The sequence below is a fragment of the Streptomyces sp. NPDC048734 genome (assembly GCF_043198675.1).
GTDB lineage: Bacteria > Actinomycetota > Actinomycetes > Streptomycetales > Streptomycetaceae > Streptomyces.
The window spans coordinates 122,346-139,947 of sequence record NZ_JBICUZ010000008.1 but is presented as its reverse complement, the minus strand read 5'-3'; the positions used below and the strand labels follow the sequence as shown (position 1 = coordinate 139,947).

General features: G+C 71.8%; 16 protein-coding genes and 1 pseudogene. 10 read left to right on the top strand and 7 right to left on the bottom strand.

Going from position 1 to position 17,602, the window contains the following annotated elements:
- Positions 1 to 606 carry a Uma2 family endonuclease gene (locus ACGFQC_RS22070; protein WP_363086592.1) on the bottom strand — a complete coding sequence of 202 codons (606 nt, stop codon included), beginning with the start codon at positions 604 to 606 and terminating at the stop codon, positions 1 to 3.
- A gap of 145 nt (positions 607 to 751) precedes the next feature.
- Between ACGFQC_RS22070 and ACGFQC_RS22065 the strand changes: the two genes are divergently transcribed.
- The 4 genes from ACGFQC_RS22065 (at position 752) to ACGFQC_RS22050 (ending at position 8,098) form a co-directional block, all read left to right on the top strand.
- Positions 752 to 2,557, top strand: coding sequence for an ABC-F family ATP-binding cassette domain-containing protein (locus tag ACGFQC_RS22065; RefSeq protein ID WP_363086591.1), 1,806 nt, complete (start codon positions 752 to 754; stop codon positions 2,555 to 2,557).
- 315 nt (positions 2,558 to 2,872) lie between these two features.
- Complete coding sequence (locus ACGFQC_RS22060; protein ID WP_363086590.1) at positions 2,873 to 4,702, top strand: PQQ-binding-like beta-propeller repeat protein; 1,830 nt, start codon at positions 2,873 to 2,875, stop codon at positions 4,700 to 4,702.
- Positions 4,703 to 4,874: 172 nt separating this feature from the next.
- A complete protein-coding gene (locus ACGFQC_RS22055; RefSeq protein WP_363086589.1) occupies positions 4,875 to 7,100 on the top strand; it encodes a PQQ-binding-like beta-propeller repeat protein in 2,226 nt (741 codons plus the stop codon).
- A gap of 287 nt (positions 7,101 to 7,387) precedes the next feature.
- Positions 7,388 to 8,098 carry a response regulator transcription factor gene (locus tag ACGFQC_RS22050; protein WP_363086588.1) on the top strand — a complete coding sequence of 237 codons (711 nt, stop codon included), beginning with the start codon at positions 7,388 to 7,390 and terminating at the stop codon, positions 8,096 to 8,098.
- Positions 8,099 to 8,157: 59 nt separating this feature from the next.
- Here the strand turns inward: ACGFQC_RS22050 and ACGFQC_RS22045 are convergent, their stop codons facing one another.
- The gene (locus ACGFQC_RS22045) at positions 8,158 to 8,568 is read right to left on the bottom strand and encodes a RidA family protein (protein ID WP_363086587.1); all 411 of its coding nucleotides are present in this window, start codon (positions 8,566 to 8,568) and stop codon (positions 8,158 to 8,160) included.
- Positions 8,569 to 8,648: 80 nt separating this feature from the next.
- Here ACGFQC_RS22045 and ACGFQC_RS22040 point away from each other — a divergent pair, with 80 nt between their 5' ends.
- Positions 8,649 to 9,020 (top strand): helix-turn-helix domain-containing protein, encoded by a 372-nt coding sequence (locus tag ACGFQC_RS22040; RefSeq protein ID WP_363086586.1) that lies wholly within the window; start codon positions 8,649 to 8,651, stop codon positions 9,018 to 9,020.
- Positions 9,021 to 9,076: 56 nt separating this feature from the next.
- On the opposite strand, the gene ACGFQC_RS22035 is transcribed toward ACGFQC_RS22040, so the two are convergent.
- Positions 9,077 to 9,259, bottom strand: a complete 183-nt coding sequence (locus ACGFQC_RS22035) for a DUF397 domain-containing protein (RefSeq protein WP_363086585.1) — start codon at positions 9,257 to 9,259, stop codon at positions 9,077 to 9,079.
- Here ACGFQC_RS22035 and ACGFQC_RS22030 point away from each other — a divergent pair.
- Positions 9,246 to 9,833: pseudogene (locus tag ACGFQC_RS22030) on the top strand (hypothetical protein); the annotation flags it as partial. The gene ACGFQC_RS22035 and the pseudogene ACGFQC_RS22030 overlap by 14 nt on opposite strands.
- A 109-nt stretch (positions 9,834 to 9,942) precedes the next feature.
- Here the strand turns inward: ACGFQC_RS22030 and ACGFQC_RS22025 are convergent.
- Both ACGFQC_RS22025 and ACGFQC_RS22020 read right to left on the bottom strand, forming a co-directional pair.
- Positions 9,943 to 10,308: a hypothetical protein gene (locus ACGFQC_RS22025; protein WP_363086584.1), complete on the bottom strand. Its 366-nt coding sequence runs from the start codon at positions 10,306 to 10,308 to the stop codon at positions 9,943 to 9,945.
- A 46-nt stretch (positions 10,309 to 10,354) separates the two neighbouring features.
- Entirely contained in the window at positions 10,355 to 12,034 is a 1,680-nt protein-coding gene (locus ACGFQC_RS22020; RefSeq protein WP_363086583.1) for a sodium:solute symporter family protein, read from the bottom strand.
- A 171-nt stretch (positions 12,035 to 12,205) separates the two neighbouring features.
- On the opposite strand from ACGFQC_RS22020, the gene galT reads away from it, so the two are divergent.
- Genes galT through galK form a run of 3 tightly spaced genes read left to right on the top strand, consistent with a single transcriptional unit; the run spans position 12,206 to position 15,390 of the window.
- The gene (gene galT / locus ACGFQC_RS22015) at positions 12,206 to 13,264 is read left to right on the top strand and encodes a galactose-1-phosphate uridylyltransferase (protein WP_363086582.1); all 1,059 of its coding nucleotides are present in this window, start codon (positions 12,206 to 12,208) and stop codon (positions 13,262 to 13,264) included.
- The gene (galE, locus tag ACGFQC_RS22010; protein WP_363086581.1) at positions 13,264 to 14,232 is read left to right on the top strand and encodes a UDP-glucose 4-epimerase GalE; all 969 of its coding nucleotides are present in this window, start codon (positions 13,264 to 13,266) and stop codon (positions 14,230 to 14,232) included. Before galT ends, galE begins: the two co-directional genes overlap by 1 nt.
- Positions 14,233 to 15,390 (top strand): galactokinase, encoded by a 1,158-nt coding sequence (gene galK / locus ACGFQC_RS22005; RefSeq protein ID WP_363086580.1) that lies wholly within the window; start codon positions 14,233 to 14,235, stop codon positions 15,388 to 15,390.
- 167 nt (positions 15,391 to 15,557) lie between these two features.
- Here galK and ACGFQC_RS22000 read toward each other — a convergent pair whose 3' ends face one another.
- The gene (locus tag ACGFQC_RS22000) at positions 15,558 to 16,013 is read right to left on the bottom strand and encodes a GNAT family N-acetyltransferase (protein WP_363086579.1); all 456 of its coding nucleotides are present in this window, start codon (positions 16,011 to 16,013) and stop codon (positions 15,558 to 15,560) included.
- 261 nt (positions 16,014 to 16,274) lie between these two features.
- Here ACGFQC_RS22000 and ACGFQC_RS21995 point away from each other — a divergent pair, with 261 nt between their 5' ends.
- Complete coding sequence (locus ACGFQC_RS21995) at positions 16,275 to 17,054, top strand: response regulator transcription factor (protein ID WP_363086578.1); 780 nt, start codon at positions 16,275 to 16,277, stop codon at positions 17,052 to 17,054.
- Here the strand turns inward: ACGFQC_RS21995 and tamR are convergent.
- A complete protein-coding gene (gene tamR / locus ACGFQC_RS21990; RefSeq protein ID WP_356568718.1) occupies positions 17,013 to 17,510 on the bottom strand; it encodes a MarR family transcriptional regulator TamR in 498 nt (165 codons plus the stop codon). The two genes, ACGFQC_RS21995 and tamR, sit on opposite strands and share 42 nt — an antisense overlap.
- Between the last annotated feature and the right edge of the window lie 92 nt (positions 17,511 to 17,602).

The following is a 17,602-nucleotide window of genomic DNA, read 5'->3' as shown; positions in this document are numbered from 1 at the left end:
TCAGAGTTCGTCGACGGCGGTCAGGTCGATGGAGATGTCGTAGGGCTCGTCGACCTTGAGCTGGTCCCGGTGCATCCCCATGTGAACGTACGCCTTGGTGAGCGGGTCCAGTCCGTAGACGTGGACGACGGGCCTGCCGCCGGTCCCGCCCTGCTCGACCCGCCAGAAGTTCGGGATGCCGGCGGCGGCGTACTTCTGCGGCTTGGTCGTGCGGTCCCGGGACTCCGAGTCCGGCGGGACGACCTCCACGGCGAGGAGCGCGTCCTCGGCGCGGTAGCTGGTCTGGTCCGGCCCGGTGACCGCGCCGGCGCGGATCACGCTGACGTCGGGTTCGGGGCCGTTGCGGTCGTCGAGGACGACGGTCATCTCGCGTTTGACCTTGAACTCGGCGGGCAGTCCGCCGCGCAGACCAGTGACCAGCAGGTCGATCACGTCGGCGTGGAAAGCTCGCTGCGGACTCGCGAAGACCAGGCTCCCGTCGATCAGTTCGGTGTGCGGCGGGAGATCGGGCAGCGTGAACAGGTCGTCCACGGTGTAGCCGTCCTGCGGCGGCACCGGCCACTGGACGCGGTGCTGTACGGACTCGGCGGCCATGGTTCCTCCCATGGACGGGATCCTGCTGCCCGTCCTCCACGGTAGCGGCCCTTTCCCGATCACGTCATCACAAAGAGTGACAGTCCCCTCGCGCCCCGTCCCCGGCCCGGCAGGCCCTAGGCTAGAAGGCTGACCGACCCCCATGCGCAGGAGAAAAATGGCCGTCAACCTGGTCAATGTCGAGAACGTCAGCAAGGTGTACGGAACCCGTGCGCTGCTCGACGGTGTCTCGCTCGGCGTCTCCGAAGGGGACCGGATCGGGGTCGTGGGCCGCAACGGCGACGGCAAGACCACCCTGATCCGCATGCTCGCCAAGCTGGAGGAGGCGGACACCGGGCGGGTCACGCACTCCGGCGGGCTGCGCCTGGGCGTCCTCACCCAGCACGACTCCCTCGACCCGGCCGCGACCGTGCGGCACGAGGTCATCCGGGACATGGCCGACCACGAGTGGGCCGGCAACGCCAAGATCCGCGACGTCCTGACGGGCCTGTTCGGCGGGCTCGACCTGCCCGGCTTCCCGCAGGGCCTGGACACCGTCATCGGGCCGCTCTCCGGCGGCGAGCGGCGCCGCATCGCGCTCGCCAAGCTGCTGATCGACGAGCAGGACCTGATCGTCCTCGACGAGCCGACCAACCACCTCGACGTCGAGGGCATCGCCTGGCTCGCCCGGCACCTGCGCGAGCGCCGTTCCGCGCTCGTCTGCGTCACCCACGACCGCTGGTTCCTCGACCAGGTCTGCACCCGCATGTGGGACGTGCAGCGCGGCGCCGTCCACGAGTACGAGGGCGGCTACTCCGACTACGTGTTCGCGCGCGCCGAGCGGGAGCGGATCGCCGCGACCGAGGAGGTCAAGCGGCAGAACCTGGTCCGCAAGGAGCTGGCCTGGCTGCGGCGCGGCGCGCCCGCGCGGACGTCCAAGCCGCGCTTCCGGGTCGAGGCCGCCAACGAGCTGATCGCCGACGTGCCGCCGCCGCGGGACAGCAGCGAGCTGATGAAGTTCGCGTCGTCGCGGCTCGGCAGGACCGTCTTCGAGCTGGAGGACGTGACCGTCCAGGCGGGCCCCAAGGTGCTGCTGGAGCACGTCACCTGGCAGCTCGGCCCCGGCGACCGCATCGGCCTGGTCGGCGTCAACGGCGCCGGGAAGACGTCCCTGCTGCGCGCCCTGGCCGACGCCGCCCGCACCGGGGGCGAGGCCCAGCCGGCCGGCGGGAAGGTCGTCGTCGGCCGCACCGTCAAGCTCGCCTACCTCTCCCAGGAGGTCGGCGAACTCGACCCGGGCCTGCGGGTCCTGGAGGCCGTCCAGCAGGTGCGCGAGCGCGTCGACCTCGGCAAGGGCCGCGAGATGACCGCCGGGCAACTGTGCGAGACGTTCGGCTTCGGCAAGGAGAAGCAGTGGACGCCGGTCGGGGACCTGTCCGGCGGTGAGCGCCGCCGCCTGCAGATCCTGCGGCTGCTGATGGACGAGCCCAACGTCCTCTTCCTCGACGAGCCCACCAACGACCTCGACATCGAGACCCTCACCCAGCTGGAGGACCTCCTCGACGGCTGGCCCGGCTCGATGATCGTCATCTCCCACGACCGCTTCTTCGTCGAGCGCACCACGGACCGCGTCTTCGCCCTCCTCGGCGACTCCGCGCTGCGCATGCTCCCGCGCGGCATCGACGAGTACCTGGAGCGCCGCCTGCGGATGGAGGAGGCCGCGGCCGCCGCCGTGCCCGCCGCGCAGCAGAAGGCGGCACCGGAGCGCAGCGCCGCCGACCAGCGCGCCGCCAAGAAGGAACTCCAGAAGATCGAGCGCCAGTTGGACAAGGTCTCCGAGAAGGAGTCCAAGCTGCACGCGCGGATCGCCGACAACGCCACCGACTTCGCGAAGGTCGCGGAACTGGACGCCGAGTTGCGCGCCTTGGCCGGCGAGCGGGAGGAACTCGAGATGCGCTGGCTGGAGTTGGCCGAGGACGCGTGAACCGGGCGGCGTGACCGAAACTCGCGCACGGGGTGCCGGGGGGCTCCGCGGGCGGGCGGCGGGCACGCACGGGGCGGACACGGGCACGCGACCCGGCGCGCGCTGGCGGCGCGCGCGCCGCGTGGAGGGGGCGTGAAGGCGCGTAACGGCGGTATCACGGCCCGGTCCTCCCTTGGGAACAGGGACGGACGCGGGCCCCTTCGCCGTCGGTGCCGGGTGATAGAAAGAGCCGTCCGGGACTTTCCGAGCACGAGTCCGGGTCCGTCACGAGCCTCAGGGCGTGGCTAAAAATCAGTGAGCGAGGGGGAGACGCTGATGACTCAGCCGCCCAGCCAGCAGCCGCCGCAAGGTGGTTCCGGAGCACCGCAGGACCAGCCGTCGCAGCCGCCGCAGGGCGGCTTCGGCGCGCCGCAGATGCCGGCCCAGCCGCCACAGGGCCCGCCCGCCCAGCCGCCGCAGGCCCCGCAGCCCGGTTACGGCTATCCGCAGCAGCAGCCTCCACAGCCGGGGCCGTACGCCCAGCCGAGCGGCCCCTACGGCGCACCGGCCGCACCGGGACCGTACGGGCAGCCGCCGCAGCCAGGGCCGTACGGGCAGCCGCCGCAGCCGGGCCCGTACGGGCAGCAGGCCGGTCCCTACGGGCAGCAGCCCGGCTACGGCTTCCCGCCGCCCCAGTTCCCCGGCGCCCCCGGCACCCCGCAGCCCGGTTCCCGCAACCCCTTCAAGGGCAAGCCCGCCCTGGCCGTCGGTGCCGCGGTGGCGGCGCTGCTGGTGATCGGCGGGACGGTGTTCGCGGTCACGAGCGGTGACGACGGCGGCGGCGAGAAGAAGCCGGTCGCCGGCCCGAGCGACGACGGCAAGCCGTCCGCGAGCGACGCCCCCGTCAACCCCGGTGACGGCAGCGGCGACGGCGGCGAGGACCCCGAGGACTTCAACGCCGACCGCAAGTCCGGCGAGGCCAAGGTGCTCTGGTACAAGGAGGCGCCCGACGCGCCCGCCTCCGGCGCCGAGGCCCCCGGCATGTGGATCACCTCCAGGACCGCGGTGAAGGCCGCGTACAAGGAGGTCGTCGGCTACGGCGTCGGGGACGGCAAGCCCGCCTGGGACACCATCACCCTGCCGCAGAAGATCTGCGCGGTCACCCCGCGGAAGACGGCGGCCGACAAGGTCGTCGTGGCGTACATGAACGGCACCAGTGACCGTGCCAAGTGCAACCAGCTCCAGCAGATCGACCTCAACACCGGTGCCAAGGGCTGGACGGGGACGGTTCCCGACGGCGCGCTGTTCGACAGCGCCATCACCATCGAACTGTCCGTCGCGGGCAACACGCTGATGGTGGGCCGCTCGCAGTCGGGCACCGCGTACGACGTGAACACCGGCAAGAAGCTCTGGGAGAAGAAGAAGTACGGCGACGCCTGCTTCCCGACCGCCTTCGCGGGCGGCGCCAAGCTGATCTCGGTGGCCTCCTGCGACGCGACCAAGGCCGGCGAGCACGACGAACTGCAGGAACTGGACCCGGCGACCGGCAAGGTCAAGTGGACCCAGAAGTTCGACAAGGGCTGGAAGGTCGCGCGCGCCTACTCCCTGGACCCGCTGGTCGTCTACAGCACCAACAAGGACAAGAACGCCTGGAACATCTCGACGCTCAAGCCGGACGGCACGTTCCGTTCGCAGGTCGGCGTCGACGAGGACTTCGCCCCCGAGTGCGGCTGGGCGATCCTCCAGCGCAACCTGACCGGCTGCAAGGGCACGGCCGCCGACGCGAACACCCTCTACCTGCCGACCAAGGCGACCACCGGGGCCAACGAGATCGTCGCGATCGACCTCGCCACCGGCAAGGAGAAGTGGCGCGTGAAGTCCCCCACGGACGAGTCGATGCTGCCGGTGACCGTCGAGGGCGGCAACCTCGTCGCCTACGTCGAGCCGTCGTACGCCGCCGCCGGGCGGGTCGTGTCGATCCCGACCGCCGGTGCCACGCACACGCCGGCGACGCTGCTCCAGATGCCGGAGAGCACGAGCCGGCTCGAGAACAGCTTCTTCTCCCGCGACCTCGCCTGGGCGGACGGCCGCTTCTACCTCTCCACCACCCGGCTGGCGGGCAGCGACGACTCGAAGGAGAAGCTGATGCTCGCCTACGGCAAGTGAGGCGGGCGAACCCGGCCGGGGCGGACCGCCACGGCCGGGCGGCCGGGCCGCCACCCCGGGCCGCACGGCCCGGAGCGCACGGCCCTCTGGCCGTCGCCCGTCCACCCCGCGTCCGCGAGGTCCCGTACTCCCGTCCCCGTCTCCGCCCGCGTCATCCCGAGGTACCCACACCATGACCCAGCCGCCGCCTCCGCCCCCGAACCAGCCGCCCCGGGACACCCCCGAGGACCAGCCCCCGCAGCAGGGCACCTCCGGCGCGCCCCAGGACACCCCGCCCAAGGACACGCCACCGCAGGACGCCCCGCGCCAGGACGCGGCACCTTCGCAGGACACCCCCGCGGCTCCCGAGGCACCGCAGCCGCAGGACGCCCCGCCCCCGCCGCAGGACGCTTCCGGCGCGCCCGCCCCGCAGGCCCCGGCCCCGGCGGCCCCCGAGCCCTCGGCCTCCGAGCCCCCGGCTCCTGCGGCCCCGCAGACCCCGCCGCCCGCGGCCCCGCCCGTGGGCCCGCAGCTCACCAAGACCCCGCAGGCCGAGGCCGGTTACGGCTACCCCGGCCCGCCGCCGCAGGCACCCGCGGGCCCGCCCCAGCCACCGACCGGTCCCGGCTACGGCTACCCGCAGGCGGCCCCGCCCGTCCAGCCGCCCCAGCCCCCGACCGGCCCCGGCTACGGCTACCCCGGCCAGCCCGCTCAGCCGGGCCAGCCGAACCCGTACGCCCAGCAGCCCCCCACCCCCGCCCCCTACGCCCCGCAGGCCCCCTACGCCCCGCAGGCGCCGTACGGCCAGCAGCCGGGCTACGGCTACCCGGGGCAGCCCGGTCAGCCGACCGTGCAGGGCGGCTACCCGAGCCCGCACGCCTACCCGACGCAGCCGGCCTACCCGGGGTACCCCGGCCAGCCCACCGTGCCGATGCAGGCGCCGCCCGCCGGCGGTGGCCGCAAGGGCAACGCCCAGGTCGCGATCATCGTCTCGGCCGTCGTCGCGATCGCGCTGATCATCGGCGGCGGCGTCTGGTACGCGAACTCAGGCGACAGCAAGAACGACACCACGAGCACCGCCGGTACGACCGGCGGAGGCGGCGAGGGCGGTGACGGCAAGGGCGGCGACGGCGGCACCACATCGGCCGGCGGCACCGAGAAGGTGCCCGGCGACCCGGCCTCCGAGCTCCTCTTCCAGATCCCGTCGCCCTCGGTCGGCGAGGACGACAGCGTCGTCGTCAGCGGCTCCTGGCTGACCGAGAAGGCGTACGTGAAGTCGGGCGTCGCCGAGATCGTCGGCTACGACCCCGACAAGGGCACCAAGCTCTGGACGATCAAGCTGCCCGGCCCGGTGTGCACGGCCAGCCGCAAGACCACGACGGACGGGAAGACCGCGGTGGTCTTCCAGCCGAAGATGCCCGCCAAGGACTCCCACGCCGGGTGCAGCGAGGTCGCCGCGATCGACCTCGACGCGGGCAAGCAGCTGTGGCGCAAGAACGTCACGTCCGGCGACTACCCGGTCACCTTCGACAACGTCACCGTCAGCGGGAACACCGTCGCCCTGGGCGCCACCGAGGGCGGAAGCGCCTTCGACATCACCACCGGCAAGCTGCTGTGGTCCCCCAAGGCGGCCGACACCTGCTACGACGCCGGCTACGGCGGCGGCGCGAAGCTGGTCGCGGTGCGCAAGTGCGGCAAGTACGACGCGCGCGAACTGCACATCCAGACCATCGACCCGGCCTCCGGGAAGGTGCTCTCGGAGTACAAGATGGCGACCGGCATCGAGTACGCGAGCGTCGTGTCGACCGACCCGCTGGTGGTGGCCGCCGACGTCGGCGACAGCGCCCAGGACGGCAGCGGCATCTCCGACTTCTTCTCCATCGACAACAAGACCGGCAAGCTGCTGACCAGGATCTCCGCGCCGGGCGAGCAGTTCGCGGCCCGCTGCGACGGCATCACCGAGATGGAGAAGTGCTCCGGCGTCGCGGTCGGCCCCAACCGGCTGTACCTGCCGACGGAGGAGCACGACGGCACCGGCGAGTACAGCCGGACCAACGAGGTCGTCGCCTTCGACCTGACCACCGGCAAGCAGACCGGCCAGCGTGCCGACGCCGGCGACGGCCACGTCCTGACCCCGCTGCGCACGGACGGCGAGAACGTCATCGCCTACAAGCGCCCGCCGTACGACAAGGGCGGCCAGATCGTCAGCATCGACGGCGGCACGTTCAAGCAGACGACGCTGCTCCAGAACCCCTCGACGGAGGCGGTGCGGGACGCGGAGAGCAGGATGCTGCCCGAGTACTCCGAGATCATCTACTCGCAGGGGCACCTGTACATGGCCGCGCTCTACGCGGACGACTCCCCCTCCAGCTCCGGTGACAAGGACTACCTGGCGCTCGCGTTCGGCGCGGCCGGCTGATCGTCCCGCCACCGCCGTGACGGCCCCGCCCCTGCTCAGGGGGCGGGGCCGTCCGCGTACCGTCCCCCGCCCCCGCGTGCGGGGAACTTCGGCGATCCGGGGCCGATCTCGCCGGTAGGGGGAGCGCGACGTCGAACAAGCGTGTAGCTTCCGGGGGCATGACGACGGGGTGCCGGGGGGGCACCTTTTGTCTGTCCGCGCGTGCCCGTCCGCACGTGTGCCGGTACGGGCTTTGCCCGGGTGCCCGTGCGGGCATCCATGGGGGGACTGGGGGGTGGGGTTGCTCGATGGGAGTGCGGCTGATGGTGGTCGACGACCACCGACTGCTCGCCGAGGCGCTGGCCTCGGCGCTGAAACTGCGGGGGCACCGGGTGCTCGCCGCGACGGCGCCCGCCGCGGGCGCGGCGGAGCTGGTGATCACCCGGGCGCCCGAGGTGTGCCTGCTGGGCACGGCGACCCCGGACGGGCCGGGCTTCTTCGACCCGGTCGTCCGCATCAAGCGGGAGCGGCCCCAGGTGGCCGTCCTGGTCCTGGGCCCGGTGCCGAACCCGCGCGGCATCGCGGCGGCCTTCGCCGCGGGCGCCTCCGGCTACGTACGCCACGACGAGCGCATCGAGGCGGTGGAGCGGGCGATCATGAAGGCGCGGTCGGGGGAGGCGGCGGTGGCCCCCCAGCTCCTGCAGAGCGCCTTCGGCGAGCTGCTCAACCCCACGGCCCAGCCCGACGACGAGGGTCGGCGCCTCCTCGACCTCCTGACCCCCCGCGAGGTGGAGGTCCTGCTCCGCGTCGCCGACGGCGAGGACACCCGCCTGATCGCCGCCGGCATGGGCATCGCCCCCTCCACGGCCCGCACCCACGTCCAGCGCGTCCTGATGAAACTGGACGTCGGATCGAGGCTGGAGGCGGCCGCACTGGCGGCCCGCACGGGCCTGCTGGACCGCGCGGGATCCCTGACACGGGGGTTCCGGGACGGGGAGGCGGGGCCGGAGCTCCCGTAGGAACTCCGGCCCCGCGCGGGACGCTCATCCGCCGAGGACGGGCGGGTTCATGCGAACGGTCAGTCGACGAGGGCGGTGGCTTCGATCTCGACGAGCACGCCGGGCTGGAAGAGGCAGTCGACGCCGATGAGCGACGACGGGGGGAGGGGCAGCGACAGCCCGATCTCGTCCGCGACGCTTTCGATGCCGGCCATGAAGGCGTCCATCTTCTCCGGCTCCCACTCGGTGACGTAGACCGTCAGCCGCACCACGTCGTCGAACGTCGCGCCGGCCCCGGCGAGACCGCGTGCGGTGTTCCGCAGTGCCTGCGCGACCTGCCCGGAAAGGTCCCCCGCGGCGACGGGCGTCCCGTCCGCGAGAACGGAGATCTGCCCACTGACGTGGACGTGCCTGCTGCCCGTGCCGACGGCGACGTGGTGGTAGGGCGTGGGCTGCAACATGCCCTCGGGGGTGAAACGCTGGACGGGCATGAGATCTCCTTGTGAGGTGACGGACCTGGTACCTCTTTGATATCTAGGAGACGCAGGACACTTCAACGAGACCAGGTTTCATGAGCGATACCGCCGCTTCCCACGACGACGAGCTGAGCATCTCCGCGCCGCACCGCGAACTGCTCGACCAGGTGCTGGACAAGTGGTCGCTGAGCGTCCTCGGCGAGCTGTGCGAGGGGCCGCGCCGGTTCAACGACCTGCGCCGCGCGATCCCTGCGGTCACCCAGAAATCGCTGACCGCCACCCTGCGCAGACTGGAGCGCAACGGCATCGTCGAACGCGAGGTCGTGAACACCAGGCCGGTCGCGGTGGAGTACCGGATCACTCCGCTGGGCAAGACGATGCGCCCTCCCGTCGACGTCCTTCTGGAGTGGGCACGGGTGTACATGCCCCAGATCGAGGAGGCGCGAGAGGCCTACGACGCCATGTGAGTGGCGGGCGGGTCAGGACGCCGCACCCGGGCCTGTGCACGCGAGGTCGCGACGGTTCACAGCGCGCCGTCGCGTATGCCTTCCAGGAGGCGGGCGAGGGCGGCGGGGGTGGTGGTGAGGGCGGTGACGGGGGTGTCGCTCTCGCGGAGGTGAATGCGGGTGGGGGAGGCGGCGAGTTCGACGCAGGCGTTGCCTTCGGCGCCGCCTGAGTACGTCGACTTCTGCCAGTGCAGCGCCACGGCCCGGTGGGCGGCCGAGCCGATCCACCTCGGGGTGCGGGGGTGCCCGTCGCTGACGGTGCGCCCGTTCGTGCTCGGCCCGGACAACGTGCCGGTGATCGCGGACGAGCGGGAGGCCGAGCGGGACGTACCCCTTGCGGTGCTGTCGGCGATGACGCACGGCCGGGGACGTCAGGCTCCCGCCATACTGGAATCGCTGGCAGCGGCCCTGCGGACCATCGACCGTGACAGTGCCGCGGTCTTCGTGCAGTTCGTCGACTCGTGCCTGGCGGACACCCGGGCCCGGCAGATGTGGAGGGACATGATGACGACGATCCAGTACTTCTGGCGGCACCCGCTCGCCGAGGAGGTACGCGAGGAGGGCCGGGAAGAGGGCCGGGAAGAGGGCCGGGAGGAAGGGCGGCTCGAGGCACTCGCGGAGACGACCCTGAACATCCTGCGCTGGCGCGGCATCGACGTGCCCGACGACGTCCGCGCACGGGTCCAGGCCTGCACCGACCTCGACCAGCTCACCATCTGGTCCCAGCGCGCCGTGCACGCCACCGCCGCCGCCGACCTCTTCACCGGCGAGTAGGCCCGTCACCGTCCCTCACCACCGGCCGTACGCACGGCCGCACACGTACGGGGCCGGGACCCGCCACCCGCGCGGAATCCGGCCCCGTACGCACGCCCGGAAGGACCCCTCAGTCCTTCGGCTCCAGCGCCTCCGGCGGCAGCTGGGCCGGCGGGACCGACGGGCGCAGTTTCATCCAGACCAGGAAGAAGATGCCCAGGGCCAGCATGCCCAGGCCCGTCCACAGGTTGATGTTGATGCCCTGGGCCTTGTCGATCTCCGCGTCGCCATCGGTGAGGCCCGCGACCGTGACGATGACGCCGTAGACGACGAACAGGCCGCCGATGATGCGGCGCAGGTCGAAGATGCGGGCCGCGGTCGCCGACTTCTGCTCCAGCTCGGAGACCTCGCGCTGGACGTCGGCCTCGGAGTAGCCGGCCTTGCGCAGCCGCGCGGCCGCTTCCGCCCGCTCGGACGGTTCGAATTGCTCTGACATGGTTCTTCCATCCTCCCGCGAACAGCGTCAGCAGGCTCGGGCGGGCTCAGAACGAGAACGGGATGTAGCAGGCGGCGGCGAGGACGACCGCGCCCCAGCCCAGCAGCGCGGGCCTGCGGTACCAGGCGTCGTCGCCCTCGGCGGCCGGCTCGGCCATGCCGGGCGAGACGGTGCCGTAGACCAGGCCCTGGAGCTCCTCGGCCGGCTTGGGGGCGGTGAACAGGGACACCACCACCATCACCACCGCGCCCGCGACGAAGCCCGCGATGGCGGAGACGAAGTTGGCGCCCTGGTCGGTGGGGATGCCGATGACGTCCTGCTTGTAGAGGACGAAGTAGTTGACCATCGCGGCCGTGGTGCCCGCGAGCAGGCCCCAGAAGCCGGACTTCATCGACGCCCGCTTCCAGAACATGCCGACGATGAAGACGACGAACATCGGCACGTTGAAGAAGGAGAACAGCGTCTGGAGGTAGCTCATGATGTTCGAGAACGACGAGGCGAGGAAGGCCGTGCCGATCGACGCCACCACGCCGATCGCCGTGATCAGGCGGCCGAAGCGGACGTAGTAGGCGTCCTCGCGGCCCCGCACCACGTACTTCGCCCAGATGTCGCTGGTGAACACCGTGTTGAAGGACGACACGTTCGCCGCCATGCCCGCCATGAAGGCGGCCAGCAGACCGGTCACCGCGATGCCCAGCACGCCGTTGGGCAGCAGCTGTTCCATCAGGTAGGGAATCGCGTCGTTGTACTGCAGGTCGGAGTCCGCGGTGCCGATCTTCGGGACCAGGACCGCCGCCACCAGGCCCGGGATCATCACCAGGAAGACGATGAAGATCTTCGGGAACGCGGCGATCAGCGGGGTGCGCTGGGCCGCGGAGAGGTTCCTCGCGGACAGGGCGCGCTGCACCTCGGCGAAGTTCGTCGTCCAGTAGCCGAAGGAGAGCACGAAGCCGAGGCCCAGGACGATCGTCAGCCAGTTCGCGCCCAGCGGGTTGTCGCTGCCGATGCCGGTGCCGCCCCAGGCGCTGACGAAGTCGTCGCCCTTGGCCGCCGTCAGCGAGTCCGTCAGGCCGTCCCAGCCGCCGGTCTTCTTCAGGCCCAGCACCGTCAGCGGGATCAGGGCCGCCAGGATCACGAAGAACTGGAGCACCTCGTTGTAGATCGCCGACGACAGACCGCCCAGCGTGATGTACGCCAGGACGAAGAAGCCCGCGACCACGATCGCCACCCACTGCGGCCAGCCCAGCAGCGCCTCGACGACGATCGCGAGGGCGTAGAGGTTCACGCCCGAGATGAGGATGGCGGCGAAGGCGAACAGGGCCGAGCTGAGCAGGTGCGCGCCCTTGTCGAAGCGCAGCAGCAGGAACTCGGGGACCGAACGGACCTTCGAGCCGTAGTAGAAGGGCATCATCACCAGGCCGAGGAAGACCATGGCCGGGATGGCGCCGATCCAGTACCAGTGGACGGTGTACGCGCCGTACTGCGCGCTGTTGGCGGCCATGCCGAGGATCTCCGTGGCCGCCAGGTTCGCCGAGACGAAGGCGAGACCGGTGATCCAGGCGGGCAGCGAGCGGCCCGAGAGGAAGAAGTCGAGGCTGGTCTTCACCGAGCGGCGCGCGGCGAAGCCGATGCCGAGGACGACCACGAAGTAGATCGCCATGATCGTGTAGTCGAGCCAGTTGGTCGGAAGCCGTAGCTCAGCCGCGAGATACGTGGGGGTTGGCATGCACTGCTCACTTCGCTTGGTGGACTTTGTTCGGTTGTGACGGTGACTCTCGTGGGGGATTGTGGTTTGATGTGTTTAGTTCTGTTGGAAGATTGTTCTGCTCGGTGTGAAGCGAGCCTCGCTCGACGCGAGGCCTGATGCCTTCGCCCGGTGGACGGATGGAGAGCCGCGGTGAAGAAGACCTCGACCCGCCTGGCCGACGGTCGTGAGCTCATCTACTACGACCTGCGGGACGACACGGTGCGCGACGCGGTGGACCGGCGTCCGCTGGACCCCACGGTCACCACTTCGGAGGTACGCCGGGACCCCCTCCTCGGTGACTCGGTCGCGATCGCCTCGCACCGGCAGGGGCGCACCTACCACCCGCCGGCCGACGAGTGCCCCCTGTGCCCCTCGCAGGGCGACCGGCTCAGCGAGATCCCGGACTCGTCGTACGACGCCGTCGTCTTCGAGAACCGTTTCCCCTCGCTGGCCGGCGACTCCGGGCGCTGCGAGGTGGTCTGCTTCACCTCCGACCACGACGCCTCCTTCGCCGACCTCACCGAGGAGCAGGCGCGACTGGTCCTGGACGCGTGGACGGACCGGACGTCCGAGCTGTCGCATCTGCCCTCCGTGGAACAGGTGTTCTGCTTCGAGAACCGCGGTGCCGAGATCGGTGTGACGCTGGGTCACCCGCACGGGCAGATCTACGCCTACCCGTTCACCACGCCCCGCACCGCCCTGATGCTGCGCCAGGTGGCCGCCCACAAGGAGGCCACCGGCGGCGAGAACCTCTTCGACGCCGTCCTGGAGCGCGAGCTCGACGGTGAGCGGGTCGTCCTCGAGGGTGAACACTGGGTCGCCTTCGTGCCGTACGCCGCGCACTGGCCCTACGAGGTGCACCTGTACCCCAAGCGGCGGGTCCCCGACCTGCTCGGCCTCGACGAGGCGGCGCGCACAGAGTTCCCCCAGGTCTACCTGGAACTCTTGAGGCGCTTCGACCGGATCTTCGGGGAGGACCAGCCCCTCACGCCTTACATCTCGGCCTGGCACCAGGCCCCGTTCGGCGCGCTGGAGGAGTTCGAGGGCGTCAACCGCGACGACTTCGCGCTGCACCTCGAGCTTTTCACCATCCGCCGTACGTCCGGCAAGCTGAAGTTCCTCGCGGGTTCCGAGTCCGGCATGAACGTGTTCATCAACGACGTGCCGCCGGAGCACGCGGCGAAGCGACTGCGAGAGGTAGCGAGTTGATGAGCGGCAAGTACTTGGTCACGGGCGGCGCGGGGTACGTCGGCAGCGTGGTCGCCCAGCACCTGCTGGAAGCCGGACACGAGGTCGTCGTCCTCGACAACCTGTCCACCGGCTTCCGCGAGGGCGTCCCCGCGGGCGCCGCCTTCGTCGAGGGCGACATCCGCGACGCCGGGAAGTGGCTCGACGCCTCCTTCGACGCCGTCCTCCACTTCGCCGCGTTCTCGCAGGTCGGCGAGTCCGTCGTGAAGCCCGAGAAGTACTGGGAGAACAACGTCGGCGGCACCATGGCCCTGCTCGGCGCCATGCGCGAGGCAGGCGTGCGCAAGCTCGTCTTCTCCTCCACCGCCGCGACCTACGGCGAGCCCGTCAGCACCCCCATCACCGAGACCGACCCGACCGCGCCGACCTCCCCCTACGGCGCGTCCAAGCTCGCCGTCGACCACATGATCACCGGCGAGGCCGCCGCCCACGGGCTGGCCGCGGTGTCGCTGCGCTACTTCAACGTGGCCGGCGCCTACGGCGCGCAGGGCGAGCGGCACGACCCCGAGTCGCACCTCATCCCGCTCGTCCTCCAGGTCGCGCAGGGCCGCCGCGAGGCGATCTCCGTCTTCGGCGACGACTACCCGACCCCCGACGGCACCTGCATCCGCGACTACATCCACGTCGCCGACCTGGCCGAGGCCCACCTCCTCGCCGTCGAGGCCGCCACCCCCGGCGAGCACCTCATCTGCAACCTCGGCAACGGCAACGGCTTCTCCGTCCGCGAGGTCGTCGAGACCGTCCGCCAGGTCACCGGACACCCGATCCCCGAGGTCGTGGCCCCGCGCCGGGGCGGCGACCCCGCCGTCCTGGTCGCCTCGGCCGCCACCGCCCGCGAGCGGCTCGGCTGGAACCCGTCCCGCGCGGACCTCGCGGGTATCGTCGCCGACGCGTGGGAGTTCACGCAGAAGATCGCAGAGGAGCGGTAAGTGGGGGCAGAACAGCAGGTCAGCGCCGGCTTCGCCGAGCTGTACGGGACCGCGCCCGAGGGCGTGTGGGCGGCCCCCGGCCGCGTCAACCTCATCGGTGAGCACACCGACTACAACGACGGCTTCGTGATGCCCTTCGCGCTGCCGCACACCGCGGTCGCCGCGGTCTCCCGCCGCACGGACGGCCGTCTGCGCCTGCACTCGGCGGACGTCGAGGGCGGCGTCACCGAGCTGCGCCTGGACGACCTCGCGCCCGAGTCGGACCGCTCCTGGACGGCGTACCCCGCCGGCGTGGTGTGGGCGCTGCGCGAGGCCGGGCACCCGGTCACCGGCGCCGACGTCCACCTCACCTCGACGGTCCCCTCCGGCGCGGGCCTGTCCTCCTCGGCGGCCCTGGAGGTCGTCGTCGCCCTGGCCCTGAACGACCTGTTCGAGCTGGGCCTGCCCGGCTGGCAGCTCGCCCGCCTGTGCCAGCGCGCCGAGAACGTCTACGTCGGCGCCCCCACCGGGATCATGGACCAGACCGCGTCCGCCTGCTGCGAGGCCGGCCACGCCCTCTTCCTCGACACCCGCGACCTGTCGCAGAAGCAGATCCCCTTCGACCTCGCCGCCGAGGGCATGCGCCTGCTCGTCGTCGACACCCAGGTCAAGCACGCCCACAGCGACGGCGAGTACGGCAAGCGCCGGGCCGGCTGCGAGAAGGGCGCCGCCCTGCTGGGCGTCGACGCCCTGCGCGACGTCCCCTACGCCGAGCTGGACGCGGCGCTGGAGCGGCTCGGGGACGAGGAGGAGGTCCGCCGGCTGGTGCGGCACGTCGTGACCGAGGACCAGCGGGTGGAGCGGGTGGTGTCCCTGCTCCAGTCCGGCGAGACCCGCGCGATCGGCCCCGTCCTGGTCGAGGGCCACGCCTCGCTGCGCGACGACTTCCGCATCTCCTGCCCCGAGCTGGACCTGGTCGTCGACACCGCCCTGGCGAGCGGCGCCCTCGGCGCCCGCATGACCGGCGGCGGCTTCGGCGGCTCGGCGATCGTCCTCGCGGAGGCGGCCGACGTCGACACCATCGGCAAGGCGGTCGAGGAGGCCTTCGCGGCAGCGGGCTTCACGGCCCCGAGGATCTTCGAGGCCGTCCCCGCGGCGGGCGCCCGCCGCCTGGCCTGAGACCCCGGCGGTCCCGAGCGACCCGCGCCCACCGAGGGCGCGGGTCGCTCACTCCTGGTGACGGCGGGCGACGACCGCGCCGGTCGCGGTGGACGGGCAGGCGCCGAGAACCCCGTGTCCGGCCGACGCAACGCACTCCGGACGTCCGGCCGACGCGCTCCGAACGCTCACCCCAGCCGCTTCGTCAGCGTGTACTCCGTGATGCCCGGCGGGTAGTCCTCGATCACGCACACCACCTCGTAGCCCTGCTTGCGGTAGAAGCGGGGGGCCTGGAAGTCCCAGGTCTCCACGCGGGAGCGCAGGCAGCCGCGGTCGTCGCGGGCCAGGCGTTCCGCCTCCGCGAGCAGGCGGGTGCCCAGGCCGGTGCCGCGGTGGCGTTCGTCGACCCAGAGGTAGGTGACGTGCAGCCAGGTCGTCCAGGTGTGGCCGACCAGGCCGCCGGCCAGTGCGCCGGTGTCGTCCGACGCCCACACGTGCAGCGGCGTATCGCGTTCGGCGGGGGTGCCGCGCAGCGCGCGCAGGACGGGAGAGGCCGCCGTGTTGGCGTCGCGCAGCCGGGAGCGGAGCAGATCGCGTCGGGACCTGTCGACTTCTGCCTCAAGACGGAACATGCGGCACACCATAAACGCGCGGGCCGACCAGTTCTGCGATTCCCCTTCCGCTCTCCCCGCACGGCCCTACTCTGTTCGACAGCACCGGTGGGGGCCGGTGCTGATCAGGGGGCGAGACAGCCGGGTACGGCGCCCGCGGTGGGGTAGCACTCTCTGCACGGCGGCGGCCGTGCGGTCGCACACCCCTCCCGGGCGTCGGGCCCGCGCCGGTCGTCGTTCTCCGGGCCTGGGGTATCCCCTGCTCCGTGGAGGAGCCTGGGGGAGGGGGGTTACGTGGTTCGCATCCGAGTTCTGGTCGTCGACGACCACCGCATCTTCGCCGAGTCGCTCGCCGCCGCCCTGGCGGCCGAACCCGACGTCGACGTCTTCGCCGCCGGCAGCGGCCCGGCCGCCCTGCGCAGCCTGGAGCGCGCCGCCGCCGAGGGGCGCCGCTACGACGTCCTGCTCGTCGACGCCGACCTGGGCGCCCGCCCGCCCGGTGTGCGACCGGCCGTGCCCGTGCGGGAGGTGGGGGAGGACGGGCTGGTCGACGGGCTCTCCCTCGTCGCCGGCGTCCGCGCCGCCCAGCCGTACGTCAGGATCGTCGTCCTCGCCGAGAAGGACGACCCGCGCCGCGCGGCCCTCGCCCTCCAGGCCGGCGCGTCCGGCTGGGTGGCGAAGGACTGCTCGCTGTCGCGGCTGCTCACCGTCGTGCGCGGGGTGCTGCGGGAGGAGACGCACCTGCCGCCCGCCCTGCTCACGGGCGTGCTCAAGGAGCTGACCGCCGCGCGCAGGCACCGTACCGAGAGCGAGCGGCTCGTGGAGTCCCTCACGCCGAGGGAGCGCGAGGTGCTGCGCTGCATGGTCGCGGGGCTCGGACGCAAGGCGGTCGCGGAGCGGCTGTTCCTGTCCCCGCACACCGTCCGCACCCACATGCAGAACGTCCTCGGCAAACTGGGCGTGCACTCCACGCTCGCCGCGGTCGCGCTCGCCCGGCGGGCGGGGGTCGGCCCGGCGGAGCCGGGACAGGCCCTAACCGGGAATGTTGTCGAACGGGGCGGTCAGCTGGCGTAGCAGCGCGGCCAGCTCGGCGCGCTGGGCGTGGGACAGCTCGGCGAGGATCGCCCGCTCCTGTTCGAGCAGGCCGGCCAGGGCCTGGTCGGCGCGGTCCTTGCCGCCGTCCGTGAGCCGCACCAGCACACCGCGCCGGTCGCTGGGATCGGGCAGCCGCTCGACCAGGCCCTTCTTCGCCAGCCGGTCGATACGGTTCGTCATCGTGCCCGAGGTGACCAGGGTCTGGGTCAGCAACTGCCCCGGCGACAGCTGGTACGGCGGCCCGGCGCGCCTGAGCGCGGTCAGCACGTCGAACTCCCAGGGCTCCAGCTGGTGTTCGGAGAACGCCAGACGGCGTGCGCGGTCCAGGTGCCGGGCCAGCCTGCTCACCCGGCTGAGTACTTCCAGCGGCTCCACGTCGAGGTCCGGGCGCTCCCGGCGCCACGCTGCGACCAGCCGATCGACCTCGTCCTCCATGACGATCAGTGTAGTGGTTGTGTCGACGTGAAGTCTCTTGATATGAAGTTTCTTGACGTCAAGGTAAATCGGCGGGACGGTGGACCCACCGC

Coding starts and splice junctions, on each gene's coding strand:
- ACGFQC_RS22040 (WP_363086586.1), top strand. CDS start 8,649: ATGAGCGATACCGCCGCTTCCCACGACGACGAGCTGAGCATCTCCGCG.
- ACGFQC_RS22060 (WP_363086590.1), top strand. CDS start 2,873: ATGACTCAGCCGCCCAGCCAGCAGCCGCCGCAAGGTGGTTCCGGAGCA.
- ACGFQC_RS22045 (WP_363086587.1), bottom strand. CDS start 8,568: ATGCCCGTCCAGCGTTTCACCCCCGAGGGCATGTTGCAGCCCACGCCC.
- galE (WP_363086581.1), top strand. CDS start 13,264: ATGAGCGGCAAGTACTTGGTCACGGGCGGCGCGGGGTACGTCGGCAGC.
- tamR (WP_356568718.1), bottom strand. CDS start 17,510: ATGGAGGACGAGGTCGATCGGCTGGTCGCAGCGTGGCGCCGGGAGCGC.
- ACGFQC_RS22070 (WP_363086592.1), bottom strand. CDS start 606: ATGGGAGGAACCATGGCCGCCGAGTCCGTACAGCACCGCGTCCAGTGG.
- ACGFQC_RS22000 (WP_363086579.1), bottom strand. CDS start 16,013: ATGGTGTGCCGCATGTTCCGTCTTGAGGCAGAAGTCGACAGGTCCCGA.
- ACGFQC_RS22055 (WP_363086589.1), top strand. CDS start 4,875: ATGACCCAGCCGCCGCCTCCGCCCCCGAACCAGCCGCCCCGGGACACC.
- ACGFQC_RS22065 (WP_363086591.1), top strand. CDS start 752: ATGGCCGTCAACCTGGTCAATGTCGAGAACGTCAGCAAGGTGTACGGA.
- ACGFQC_RS22025 (WP_363086584.1), bottom strand. CDS start 10,308: ATGTCAGAGCAATTCGAACCGTCCGAGCGGGCGGAAGCGGCCGCGCGG.
- ACGFQC_RS22050 (WP_363086588.1), top strand. CDS start 7,388: ATGGGAGTGCGGCTGATGGTGGTCGACGACCACCGACTGCTCGCCGAG.
- ACGFQC_RS22020 (WP_363086583.1), bottom strand. CDS start 12,034: ATGCCAACCCCCACGTATCTCGCGGCTGAGCTACGGCTTCCGACCAAC.